This window comes from Opitutia bacterium ISCC 52 (assembly GCA_014529675.2).
Taxonomy (GTDB): domain Bacteria; phylum Verrucomicrobiota; class Verrucomicrobiia; order Opitutales; family UBA2995; genus UBA2995.
Genome location: CP076040.1, coordinates 4,428,049 through 4,440,247, shown reverse-complemented (window position 1 = coordinate 4,440,247; position 12,199 = coordinate 4,428,049). Strand labels below are relative to the sequence as shown.

Annotated in this window: 12 protein-coding genes; 9 read left to right on the top strand and 3 right to left on the bottom strand. The window is 46.3% G+C overall.

Features of this window, described 5'->3' with window-relative positions; translation table 11 throughout:
* Positions 1–1,018: 1,018 nt before the first annotated feature.
* The gene (locus GA003_19185; GenBank protein QXD28097.1) at positions 1,019–1,843 is read right to left on the bottom strand and encodes a tRNA glutamyl-Q synthetase; all 825 of its coding nucleotides are present in this window, start codon (positions 1,841–1,843) and stop codon (positions 1,019–1,021) included.
* A gap of 136 nt (positions 1,844–1,979) precedes the next feature.
* Between GA003_19185 and GA003_19180 the strand changes: the two genes are divergently transcribed.
* The 3 genes from GA003_19180 (at position 1,980) to GA003_19170 (ending at position 4,283) form a co-directional block, all read left to right on the top strand.
* Entirely contained in the window at positions 1,980–2,429 is a 450-nt protein-coding gene (locus GA003_19180; protein QXD28096.1) for a hypothetical protein, read from the top strand.
* Positions 2,430–2,523: 94 nt separating this feature from the next.
* Positions 2,524–3,399 (top strand): DUF72 domain-containing protein, encoded by an 876-nt coding sequence (locus tag GA003_19175; GenBank protein ID QXD28095.1) that lies wholly within the window; start codon positions 2,524–2,526, stop codon positions 3,397–3,399.
* Complete coding sequence (locus GA003_19170; GenBank protein ID QXD28094.1) at positions 3,396–4,283, top strand: hypothetical protein; 888 nt, start codon at positions 3,396–3,398, stop codon at positions 4,281–4,283. Before GA003_19175 ends, GA003_19170 begins: the two co-directional genes overlap by 4 nt.
* Here GA003_19170 and GA003_19165 read toward each other — a convergent pair.
* Entirely contained in the window at positions 4,280–4,507 is a 228-nt protein-coding gene (locus tag GA003_19165) for a GNAT family N-acetyltransferase (protein ID QXD28093.1), read from the bottom strand. The genes GA003_19170 and GA003_19165 overlap by 4 nt on opposite strands.
* 62 nt (positions 4,508–4,569) lie before the next feature.
* On the opposite strand from GA003_19165, the gene GA003_19160 reads away from it, so the two are divergent.
* Positions 4,570–5,088 carry a hypothetical protein gene (locus tag GA003_19160; protein QXD28092.1) on the top strand — a complete coding sequence of 173 codons (519 nt, stop codon included), beginning with the start codon at positions 4,570–4,572 and terminating at the stop codon, positions 5,086–5,088.
* Positions 5,089–5,138: 50 nt separating this feature from the next.
* On the top strand, positions 5,139–5,936 hold the full coding sequence (locus GA003_19155; GenBank protein QXD28091.1) for an FKBP-type peptidyl-prolyl cis-trans isomerase: 798 nt from the start codon (positions 5,139–5,141) through the stop codon (positions 5,934–5,936).
* A gap of 204 nt (positions 5,937–6,140) precedes the next feature.
* Here GA003_19155 and GA003_19150 read toward each other — a convergent pair whose 3' ends face one another.
* Positions 6,141–7,403, bottom strand: a complete 1,263-nt coding sequence (locus GA003_19150) for a hypothetical protein (GenBank protein QXD28090.1) — start codon at positions 7,401–7,403, stop codon at positions 6,141–6,143.
* 249 nt (positions 7,404–7,652) lie between these two features.
* Between GA003_19150 and rarD the strand changes: the two genes are divergently transcribed.
* The 4 genes from rarD (at position 7,653) to GA003_19130 (ending at position 12,132) form a co-directional block, all read left to right on the top strand.
* A complete protein-coding gene (rarD, locus tag GA003_19145; GenBank protein QXD28089.1) occupies positions 7,653–8,561 on the top strand; it encodes an EamA family transporter RarD in 909 nt (302 codons plus the stop codon).
* A 126-nt stretch (positions 8,562–8,687) separates the two neighbouring features.
* A complete protein-coding gene (locus tag GA003_19140) occupies positions 8,688–11,126 on the top strand; it encodes a YdbH domain-containing protein (GenBank protein ID QXD28088.1) in 2,439 nt (812 codons plus the stop codon).
* A gap of 181 nt (positions 11,127–11,307) precedes the next feature.
* Positions 11,308–11,730: an Hsp20/alpha crystallin family protein gene (locus tag GA003_19135; GenBank protein QXD28087.1), complete on the top strand. Its 423-nt coding sequence runs from the start codon at positions 11,308–11,310 to the stop codon at positions 11,728–11,730.
* Positions 11,731–11,751: 21 nt separating this feature from the next.
* Positions 11,752–12,132 carry an Hsp20/alpha crystallin family protein gene (locus GA003_19130; protein QXD28086.1) on the top strand — a complete coding sequence of 127 codons (381 nt, stop codon included), beginning with the start codon at positions 11,752–11,754 and terminating at the stop codon, positions 12,130–12,132.
* Positions 12,133–12,199: the final 67 nt, after the last annotated feature.

Below are 12,199 nucleotides of genomic sequence, written 5' to 3'. Positions count from 1 at the left end.
TGTAGAGTTGTTAACGGTGGGTATTCACATTGCCGAACCGCGGTTATTCACATTCAGAAGTAAAATGGAGACCGAAAAATCGATGAATCTAAGCTGTTGCTATTTTTGAGACGCACTTATTAACAAGATATTCACATAGTATTGCCAATCAACGATTTACGTACCATTTTAGTTGACGGATGCTATTCCGTCTCTACGATGGTTGTCAGTTCTTTGATAGAACAGAGGTGAGGAAACAAACCTCTGGGATAAAAAACGAAGATTACTTCGAAAAAGGTAAGGTTAACCTGACGGGCCTTGCCCCTTGAGGAAACGCAAGTGGAATTAAGGCATATATCACCAGCTCCGGCAGAAGGGTTCGCACCCAACTGTAAATGCGAATCGGAGTTAGGCGGGAGTCTGAAGCATAGAAACAGAAGACGACCGAGTTAGAAGGAGAGGGGCGTTTTGACCCAATCCGGAAAGTGGTGTCCTGAGAAAGGACACGATGACTACCATTAGTCAGGATGTGAAAAGAAGTCGAGCGAAGCTCCAGCCGATTATAAAGTAGAGGCTGAAAAACGGAAAATCACCTAAGGGATTGAATGACATGGCAAGTCGCTAAATCCAAAGCGTCGGCAGTAAAAATGCGGACGACTGCGAATAAAAAAGTGATCTGAGAGTTAAAAGGCCAGACCCGTACCCTAGGGCAAACGCTCCATCAAAAGTGGAGGCCGACCTGAGGGAGAAGGAGAGGAATGAAACCGTCGCGGATAAATTCCTAACCGTGTCTGAATGGCGGAATCGGCAGATTCCAAAATTTAGGCTGAGAGGCCTTGCTCAATAACTTAGTTGAGAAATCAATTAAGCGGTCCTGCTACGAGATCGATAGCTTCCCTGCCAGGAAGAATAGCGTCGGGGAACTGACAACCTACGAAAGTTGAGTGCAAAATGTCAGTGAAGGACGAGAGTGTTGCGAGCTCCTCCCGATCTTTTAGGCCCTCCGGAGAAATCCGGAGGGTCTCTTCGTGTACGGATCCTACGAACGAGCCATCCACATCCTTTTTATGGAATCTCTGGAATGTCCGTCGGCAAATAAAGTTCTGAGCGCCAAAGAGTCTTTTCGCTTAGCAAGTCGCTCTCCTGATTTGTCGGTCACTAGGTCCTCGTGGTAGAATTTAGGCGGCGTAGCTTCAAGAGCTTCATATATAAGAAGCTGTCTGGCAGTAGATGCCAGTAAGTCTGCACCGCGGACTACCTCCGTAATACGCATTTCAATATCATCGACCACTACGGCGAGTTCATAAGAAGGCATGCCTTCCTTTCGCCAGAGAAGGAAATCACCAAAATCGGCTTGGCAGTTGTAAGATTTGATTCCCTGGCATCCATCTGTGAAAGAAACACAGAGGTGATCGGGTACTTTGAATCGCCAGTTTGTCTTCAGGTTGAGTGGAAAGCTAGCAGATGGGAGCTGCGGACGAAGTGCTTTTGGAAAGATGGACTCACTTTCTGGTGATAGAATAGTTTCGGGATGTTCTCTGATGTCCTTCCGAGAAGACTCGCACGGATAAGCCAGACCTAGTGAAACTAGTTTTTCCAAAGCCTCTATATAGATAGCAGATCTTTGTGACTGTTTAATTGGGCCTTCGTCCCAAATTAATCCCAAGTGCTTCAGATCCTCTATCGCGGCTTGTGAAAAGTTTTCCTTACAGCGATGAAAATCAATGTCCTCGTCTCTGTAGATAAGAAAACCATGGGCGTTTTGGCATCGTTCGAAAGCCGTCCAGAATGTTTTCGCGTGTCCAAGGTGCAGGTAACCTGTAGGAGAGGGGGCGATCCGACCGCGATATGGTTGCTCTGACATTTTGAATCCAAGTTATGGTTACGAGCTGCAGTGTTGGGGAAAGCGACCAGCACTGTAAAACCTAGTTTTCTCATACTTTCCGATGCTTTCATTTTTGGATTTGGAATGTGTCTCAAAACAACCAAGGGTCTTAAGTATGGTGACGCCGCTTTCGCATATATTTTTCCGGGCATTCTTCAGCTTTGTATTTGGGCTTCTCACATTTTACTTCTTAACGTGGGCGATCCTTGCTTCCACGGTTCCGGTCGTAGAAGGCATCATTCGATTTGGAGCATCGACTGTTCTTAGTGGTTTAGGGGCTGTCTATTTCGTGATGGTTTATAAAAAGACGGATGCTTATCTACCTAGAAACCAATCCATGTTGTTCTATTCTTGTATGGCGATACTTTCAGTGGCTACTGGCCTCGTGCTATATTTTCATCTAGAAAATTATCATTGGATACCCGACCGTATGCGTTGGCCTACAGAGATTCTTACGGCTTTGGTCTACCTCGTATTTTTCATTTTTTGTTTGGTCCGCATCTCTGAAGCGGGCTTTCTTCCCACACTTTCAAAAAGCCGGGTTTCGGACGAATTAGTAAAATAGATAAACGCAGTGATTCCTTCAAATTTAGTCAGCGGAAAATGACCTCTGATCCTCTAAAGCTTACGAACTCATGGTTGCCGACTTAAAACCGTGTTTGCCAGAAAATCTCCGAATGGGTTGCCCGGTATGGGCTCATGCTCCTTGGATAGGTAATTTCTTTACTTCTGATGCGCGGCGAATCGATTTCCTTTCCCAATACGGAAGCGTTTTCAATACGGTTGAAGGAAATTCCTCCTTCTATGGGTTACCTTCGATTGCGACTATTCAGCGCTGGAAGGACGAAGTGCCGGATGGGTTTGAGTTTTGTTTCAAATTTCCGCGGATCGTTAGTCACGATCTGCTTTTAAAACATGCCGAACGAGAGACGGTTGAATTTATTGGGCGCTTATCTCCTCTGGGCAAAAACTTGGGACAGTTTTTTTTGCAATTACCTTCTCATTTCGAGCCAAGGCACCTTGAAAATTTAAGTATCTTCTTAGATAGCTTACCTAAGGAATATCATTACTCCGTCGAAGTTCGTAATCCAAGATTCTTTGAAGCGGGGCAGGAGGAAATTGATTTCAACCATCTGCTTTCAGAAAAGGGTGTAGATCGTGTTATTTTTGATACACGAGCTCTATTTAAGGGCAATGCTTCCGATGAGGACACTGAGAATGCTCAACGCCGTAAACCCAACCTACCTGTAAAGTTTATCGCCACTGGATCTCGACCTTTTATCAGGTTTGTGGGCCATCCGAATGAGAAAATAACCCAGGCACATTTATTGGACTGGGTGAAACCGGTTATGGATTGGATGGAACAGGGCCTCACGCCACACTTCTTTTGTCACATGCCAGATGACCTGCTCGCCCCTCAACTTGCTCGTCGTTTTCAATCGCTACTCATTGAGGCGGGTGCTCCTTTTGAGGCTCCTTATTGGCCCCATGAACTGGAGGCTCCAAAACCTGAACAAATGGATTTATTCTCATGAACATTGGTTTCCGACTAAGTAGATTCAGCGGAGTAGGATTAAGGTTCCTACTCTTCTCCTTGGCAGGCTTGGCTTGTCTGGGGCTCTGCGTATTACTTGTATTTTTCATTATACTCTCGCCTAAAAACCTTCCCAAGCTGGAAATTTATCGAGGCGTCTTTCTTACGGTTGAAGAGATTTCCGAGGCGTTCGGTAAAGGAAAAGTAATGATCGCTGAGATCCATTGGGACGAGCCAGGAGTAGAGTTGTACTTCAGCCCGTTTCGTCAGGACGATATAGAAGGACGACACTTTACCCTCTTACCAGCCGACTACCTGCGTTGGGCGGCAGACTTGGATATCATGATCAATACTACCCGGTACTACCCGGAGGAATGGTGGAAAAGTTGGCCATTGAGATCAGTGACCTCGTTGGAAACCTTGGTTTGCGATGGCACCGTCAGTCACATCCACCCGCTTTCCTATATGTTTGGTTGGGATGAGGCCGAAAACTTTATATACCAGAATTCTAAGCCGCCTTCACCGGAGTTTTTAGCTCAACTGAAATGGGGAATCGGTGTGCAGAGCGTAAGTATCCACAATGGGCAGATCAATGTGGCCGCCTTGGATAGAAATATTGTCTACGATTCTCGTACTTTCCTCGGTGTAGATCCGGTGGAAAAAGTGCTCTGGCTCATCGTAGGAGAAACTATTTCTGAAATAGGGATGAACACGATCGCTACCAGACAAGGCGTGATCGTAGGTGGGCAGCTTGATACCCAGGATGCTTCCAACATGATCATTGGGAGTGGTGCTAGTGGAGTAAGGGCACTGACCGGAATTAGAGGCCGCCGAATGCTGGCAGGTACTATGGGAGTTCGCGCTGAGAGATTACCTGAGGATTAATCCAGGCTCATTTTAAATACTTCGCAGGGGAATCCGTCGTCATCAGACGCAAAGGAGGCCTTTATTGTGAATCCTTCGCTCTCGTAGAGTTTTCTAGCTCTTTTATTTTCAGCGAAGGTAACGGTCCAGGCATGGGGACCCGCATATTTCAGGGACTCCTTGAGCAATTGCCTTCCAATACCTTTGCCGAGAGCTGCATCAATGGAGCGATACTGGCAGCACAAAATAGAATGAGTACTCGGAAAGAAGTCATTGTAAGATCTTTAATTGCTATTTGGAGAGCTTGATGGATTCTTGGTTTTCATGCATCCGGAAGCAATCTCTGAAAAAAATTCAGCGGGCTCTAGCCTTATCACGTATCAATGGATGGAGTATTGTTAGCTTCGCAGCACTTTGCAGCATTGTAGTTTTGTTGATGGGCGACCTGTTTGGCTTTGTGGTCGGTGTGGCGGTATCCAGTTCCGGTGTCATGGAACTTCGAGGAAATCGACTGCTAACCAATAAAGACGCGGAGGCCTTCTTGTGGTTGGGTGTGAGCCAAATCTACTTAATAGCCGTTCTTTGGGCTTATGCTACTTACCAATTACTGCGCTTTGACTCAGAAGATCCCTGGGCCATGTTTTCATCGGAATTTAAGGACCTGATATTATCTATCAATCCAGACGTTTACTTGGTGGAGGCCATGATTCGTATTACTTATCCCGTTACTTATTTCACGTTGATATTGGTCGTATTGATTTATCAGGGAGGACTTTGCCTCTATTACATCTCGAGGAAGAAATACCTTTACGCTGAGCTGGACTAGGTCTTTCCTGCATCCCTTTGTTTAAGCATCAATATCTAAACCCGTCTTTCATGTTTACTAGAAATGTAGCCAGATTACTGGCATCCATGGCCATCTGCGGAACCCTTCTTTGGTCTGTAGCTTGTAGCCCTAAATCCGAAACTGAGCCGTCCTCGGCGCAGGCAGCCACCACCGAAACCGAGTCCTCTACCACTGAGGCAACCACCAACGAACCGACCATGTCCGAAGAACTCACAGAAACGCAAAAGATTCACCAAACATTGGGATATTCCATTGGAACTGACTTAATGTTGGATTCTTACTCCGCTGACGAACTGGCCCAAATCTTGGCTGGCTTGGAGCTGAGCGCCAATGGAGATAAACCAGAATTTGTCGATGGACTGCAAGAGCAAGCCTTCCGCATTCACAGCGAGAAGAGAAATCGTATGGCTCAAGAGCAAAGCGCAGGCGCCGTCTCAGCCAATAAGGCCGCAGGAGAAGCTTTCTTGGCTAAGATCGATGTGAAAGAAGGTGTTGTGAAAACCGATTCTGGATTACGCTATGAAATTCTCACCGAAGGCTCCGACAAATTTGCTACCGCCAGCGATAGTGTAAATGTGCACTACCACGGCACACTCGTAGACGGTACGGTGTTCGATAGTTCAGTTGATCGAGGCGAACCTGTGACTTTTCCTTTGAACGGAGTCATCAAAGGATTCAGCGAAGGGCTTACTCTCGTTGGCGAAGGTGGAAAAATCCGCCTCTACATGCCCGCAGACATTGCCTATGGTGATCGTGATTCTGGAGGTCCTATTGGTCCCGGATCTACGCTCGTATTTGAAGTGGAATTGTTGAAAATCAATCCCTAGTTTCAAAGCCTGATAGGCTAGACAACTTTAGAAAAAGCACCACCTGCAGAGGTGGTGCTTTTTTTGTTATAGGCCGAAAGAATGCAGGGGAGTTGTAAAACTAGATTTTACATATGGAGAATTGGCCCCCCGCTCATAAAAAAATTTAGCAAGTCACTGTAAAATTGCAATTACAAAGGCCTCTCAAAATTTGCCCACTATGACTTAGAAGAAGGGTTGTGGGAGCTTGGCGTTCTCAAAAGTTAGTAATGCGCCTGTCTCGCCACTACTTAGAAGAAAATCCACTGCGTTGTCCTGGTCGTTTGCATTCCAGATCTCAACTTCGATTAAGGCATTGCTCCCTGCATTGGAGAAAGAGTTCCATGCAAGGTCGAAGTCTTGATTGGGATCGATGGTCTGAGCCGCATCCCAGTTTGTGATGTAAGGGATTACTGGGAGCGTTCCTCCTCCCATGGGGAATGGACCGAGTACAATCTCTTGGCCATTCTCAACGACGCGCACGGAGTAGTTGCCTTCCGGATACGCGGAATTTCGTGCTGCTTCTGAAACAAAGTCCGCTTCCAAATCGAATTCCCCAAAACCGTCTGCAGGCACGGGCTCCTCGGACGTGTCGGGCTTAATGGCCGTTACCGATGAAAATTCAACTCCGTTGGCCTCAACGAGAAATCCGTAGTTACTTGGCGTGGGTGCCGCCGCACTGGTTTGATTGGTCGAAATGCCACGGGAAACCAGAACACTTGGATCTTCAAAATTCTGAGGAGTGGTATCCAATTCAAAATAGGTGGAAGAGAAATAGCCAACTTTTGTGTCTACGTTTTGCAGTTCAGAGGTTTCATTGATAAAAGTCAGGCCAATCTCGTAGCTCTTGTTTGGAGACAGACTGTCCTCTGGAATGAGAAAGGAGGTTGCCGAGGTATCCACGAATGCAAAGAACGCCTCATCATCGCTTACATTATCCCAGATTTGCACGAAGGCTTCATCGGAAGCGTCGGCTCCCGTGAACGGAGCCCACAATAGTGTAAAATCCTGGCCGAGATCATGGGAATGAAGAGCCATTGGATTTAATAAGTGAGGGGCGGTTGGATATGCGTCTCCGGTTATGGTAAAAGGATAGCTTTCACTTTCTACTCCATCGGTAATGTTCAGGCTGAAATTTCCGTTCGGGTAGTCGGTATCCAAGAATGATTGAGCTGTGTAATCCTGGACATCGATTTCAAAATTTCCCTCTCCATCGCTAAGGTTCACCGGACTTGAAGGACCGGAATGCGTCAGCGTAGCGGCCGATATTTGGTCATCGCCAGCTACACCTGCTCCGAAGACCCATCCACTTGGAACGGTAGGAGCTACGTTGCCAACTTGCCGGTATTCCTCTTCCTTGAGGATATACAGGAACTCAATTTCGGCATATGCAAAATTTTGTAGGCCGAACACAGCCAACAAGGTACACAGGATTAGGGATTTTTTCATTACAGTTGGGTTGGTATTGCTCGTAAGGATACGCGAGCAGCAAAAGATTTTGGTTTCTAAGGTGAATCACCTGATTTTGAGATTTGCAATGGCTTTCTCAGCCTCAGGGATTGCTTCCTCACTTGTATAAGAGTTGTTGATACAGGATGGGGGTTGCGATTACAAAAACGATGAATCGCCAGGATTAGTGGCAAACTATTTCCATTGCCTTGTGGGTTGGTTTGCCCAAATTCCCCCTGCTCGATACCAATGGACAACAAATCTGGAGATTCTCTAAGGGGTGGAATAGCTGCCGCGGCCTCCTTTATTATATGGGGACTGATTCCCATGTACTGGAAGTTGTTGGAATCGGTGAATGCATACGAGTTGGTCCTTCACCGAATCGCCTGGTCGTTTTTCTTTTTGCTTCTTATCCTAAGTTATAGAGGAAAACTGAAAGCGTATTTTCTGGTATTCCGAGATAAACGCCTGGCTTTGATTTATGCTTTTGGCGGCGTTATGCTAGCGATCAACTGGTTGGCCTTTATATACGCAGTGACAAATGGGCAGATCCTTCAAGCAAGTTTGGCCTATTTTATTGTGCCTTTGGTGAATCTTGGCTTTGGCTTTATTGTGTTAAAAGAAGGCCTCACTCGGCTTCGTGGATTAGCGGTCTTGCTCGCCTGTGTCGGTGTTTTAAACGAAGTATTCGGTGTCGATGAAATTCCATGTTTAGCCCTGGCCATTGCAGGTTCTTTCGGAGTGTACGGACTGTTAAAGAAGAAGTCCTCCTTGGGAACGGTCACAGGATTGGCTCTCGAAAACACGGTTATTTTCCCGATCGCTTTGGTCGGGTTGGTATGGCTGTTCTCGCAAAACCAAGGGGCTTTGTTTCATGCACCCTGGTCTCTCCAGGCCCTCATTCTTCTTACCGGCATTGTGACATCGATTCCCTTACTTCTATTTTCTTATGGTGCTAGAAGGATTCAGCTCAACACGCTTGGGATCCTTCAATTTATTGCCCCTTGTATGAAATTTGGCTTGGCCGTGTGGTTGTACGACGAGCCAGTTTCTTCGGGTAGAATGATCACCTTCGCCTTTATTTGGGCGGGGATCGCATTTTATTTATTCGATGCATTTCGCTCTTCTCGAATAAAAGATGTACCTCCTGATTTGTGATGTATTGACCCGAATCTGAAACTCCTACTTACTTAAAGAGTCAAAGTCGGAAACTCTTTAAAGATAGTATAAGTGGCCCTAAGAAAAAGGATTTGGATTCCCCTCGCGAGCCTAGTGCTCCTCGCCGTGTTATTCGGTGTAGCCTGGTTTTATGTTCCAGAGTACGCAGAACAACAATTCAAAGAACGCATGCAGCAGGTTGGAATCGAGACAGATTCCATTGAATTTCGAATTGAGGGCATGTCTCGGCCAGTGGTGCGCGATCTGAGCCTTCGAATTTCCGGGGTCAATCTTGTCGCTGAATCAATTGAGTTTGGATCGTTTTTTGATGGATATGGTGAAGACCGACCCTTGAAGATAGCGGTGAATGGTCTTTGGGCTGGAGTGAATGCGCAGGTACCTGAGGGCTTGTTATCAGTAAACAACGCTATTCTGGCGCTTCCGGAGAAAACTCCATTTCAATCCCCGCTGCCGTTGGAAATTCATTTCAAAGACGGAATTGTTCACTATGAAAATCGTGGTCGAGCCATTGAGGGGCTGGTGGATGGTCATTTATCGGTCGTTCAAACGCGAGTGGATTGGAGCTTGGACATCGATGTGGAAGAACATCCGGTCGTCGGTCGTGGATTTTTTGATTGGAATAGTGGACTGATGGACCTTTCAGGAGAAATGGATCTAAGCCACGACCTTAGTCAGGGTATATGGGATATCCTCAATGAAGAGCCCATGTTTGATTGGAATGAAGGCCGCTTTCAGACCGCATTTCATTTCGAGGGAGATAATTTTAATTTCCAAAATGGGCAGGTCCATACGGTTTTGAGCAATGTCGGTGTTGGATTTGAAGGAGTTGATGTTTCTTCATCGGACCATGTTGCTTCTATGCTTTGGACGCCTGGGCGTATGACGGTCGAGTTTACCGGTAACGGTCAGCTTTCCAGATTACTCGAGGCTCCGTTCAATTGGAGCGGTACTTTATCAGTCGAAGAAGGACCCAATCTCCATTTCGAGCTCATGGAAGCTTCCATCTCACCCGATTGGGACTTTGGAGCGGTTCAGGTGGTTCATACCTTAAGTAACGAGATCCCGCTAGAGGTGTCTGTATTAGGATCCGAGGAAGGTTTCGATTTTCAGGTACTCGGTTTGGATCTGCTCCTCAGCAGCGAAATGCAGGATCAGCTGAGTAGTGGCACACTGGATATCATGTTTAACGGGCATTTGCATGAGCAGTTGCTGTCGAATGCTTCGGTCGATCTGTGGTTTCGCGATGGGATATTTATGGCTCCTATGTTCCAGTCTGAGGTGGGCGAGGGGCTTTTGAATTTTGAGTTGGAGACAACGACTCTCGATAGTGATTTATTCGCCGAATTGGTCATGAATCCCGGTGATTTTGTTCATTATGCAAATATGAGCGACGTGACTCTCTTCCGCTACTCCGACTTAATTGGAGAAGGGATAAACGTTAATTGGACCCCGGGAGCCGAAACTTCTGTCGAGGTCTCAGGAGGTTTTGATGGAATTGGTGCGGCCACCTTGGCGTTTCAGCCTCAAGGAGAATCCAGTCTCCGCCAATCAAAGGGAACGCTTATGATGAGCCCTGGGAATTTTGAATTGGAGTACGACATGACTTTTGATCCTACTTCTGGCTTGGAAGCCTTGGTCGCCTTGGAGGATTATGCGATTGAGGAGTACCCCTACCTGGAGCGATGGATCACGGGGGAGTTTGACGTTACTGGGCTGCTTTCAGCTGATTTTGAATTGAAGGTTACTCCGGACTCGGTTGCCCCGAGTATTTCTTATCAATTGGATAACCTACTTTATGCAGGGGGAAATCTTGTTTTAGACAACGTTTCCTATGCTGGAAAGATTCATAGCTTGGAGCCCTTCCATATGACATCGGAAAAGCCTTTCACGGTTTCCACCGTTCAGGTCAATGGCTGGACCGCTTCCGATTTCACCACCAGCTTTGAAATTGGAAACCGGATCAATATCTCAGGCACATCGCTTAGTGCATTTGGGGGTTCGATTGAATTGGCCAATGTTTCAATGAATCCGGAGGAAATGTATATCGATTCCGAAATCGGGGTAAACAACCTCCAGACTGAGGAGATTCTTGATTGGATCCCCAAGGTGATAGGTGCCGCCGAGGGAAGCATAGATGGAATCATTCCTTTCCAGTGGGATATGAAGAACAGCATATTTTCCTTGGGGCATGGGCATCTGCATACGCCAGAAGGGCAACTCGGTTCCATGAATCTGCGGATTTTTAGACCAGAAGATGAAGCCGAAAATCTAAATAGAGATGATCGCTACAGTATGGTGGACGATGCGCTCTCCAATTTACAGGATTCTTCTCTAGATATAGACATTCTCCCTCCGAGTGGGGACGCGGAAGATACGCGAGTCAGATTGAACATCAAAGGATTCGTGGACTCCCGTGTGGTTAAGGCACCCGTAGATGTAGTGAGGTACTACAATTTGCCATTGGATAGCTTCAACTTGACCATGGAACAAGTCCGGCAAGATCTGCCCGGAATTAGAAGCTCAAGCGCTGAGCAGGCCAACTAGAGTCAGTGTGACTCAATTTATCACTGAACTATTCTTCGCGGCCATAGTGTGACACTGTGGCGCATTATAGAATATAGTGGGTTTTTGTAAGTCCTTGTAGAACAACTGATAGAGGCCAGATATAGCTCTGGCATGATTTAGGCATTAACGGTGGCAACAATAACCATTAACCAAAATCATTATGAAATACTTAACTCGTCGTTATTCTAACAATAATCGCGATCTTTGGAGGGACTTTGAGAATTTCTTCAACAGTACACCCTTTTATAATTCAAGCTATCCGCAGTATAAATCGAATGGCACCTTCCGACCTGCAGTTGACCTCTTCGAAGACGAATCCAATTACTTCGTCAGAGCAGAGATTCCCGGCTTCAAGAAAAAGGAGTTGGAAGTAAACTTGGAGAGAGATCGATTAATGCTCAAAGGGGAGCGGAAGAATAAAGGAGAAGGTGAAAAAAGTACCCTTTCATTCCATCGGTCTGTAAATTTACCCAGCACGATTGAATCCAAGAGAATCGAGGCTCATTACGAGAATGGCATGCTTACGGTGACCATTCCTAAGGCGGAATCAGCCAAGCCCCGCAAAATTGAAATCAACAGCTAACCTATTGCTACCAATATCATTATGAATTCATCACTAACTAATTGTACATCCTCATCTACAGATCAAAAGCAGTCCACTCAGTTTGTAACTCCGCACTATGAAATATCGCACACGGACGATGTGAGTTTTGTGCGAGTTGAACTACCTGGAATTGGAAAGGGTGACCTTCAAATTTCTTTAGAAGACAATGAATTACGGCTTGAAGCTGCAATCAGTGAGCAAAAGCCGGATTCATGGAAGCCACTCTACCGCGAGACGAATGACGGATCTTATCAATTGCGCCTGAGTCTGGGGAAGGAGGTCAACCAGTCAGCCATTTCAGCTGATCTTGTTGACGGAGTTCTAAAGCTTGCCTTTCCCAAGGCGGAGGAAACCAAGCCAAGAGCCATTAAAGTGAAGTAAGGAGACAAGCTAAGAGATATAATTCAGGCCGAAGCTAATGTAGCTTCGGCCTGATTGTTTATGGATA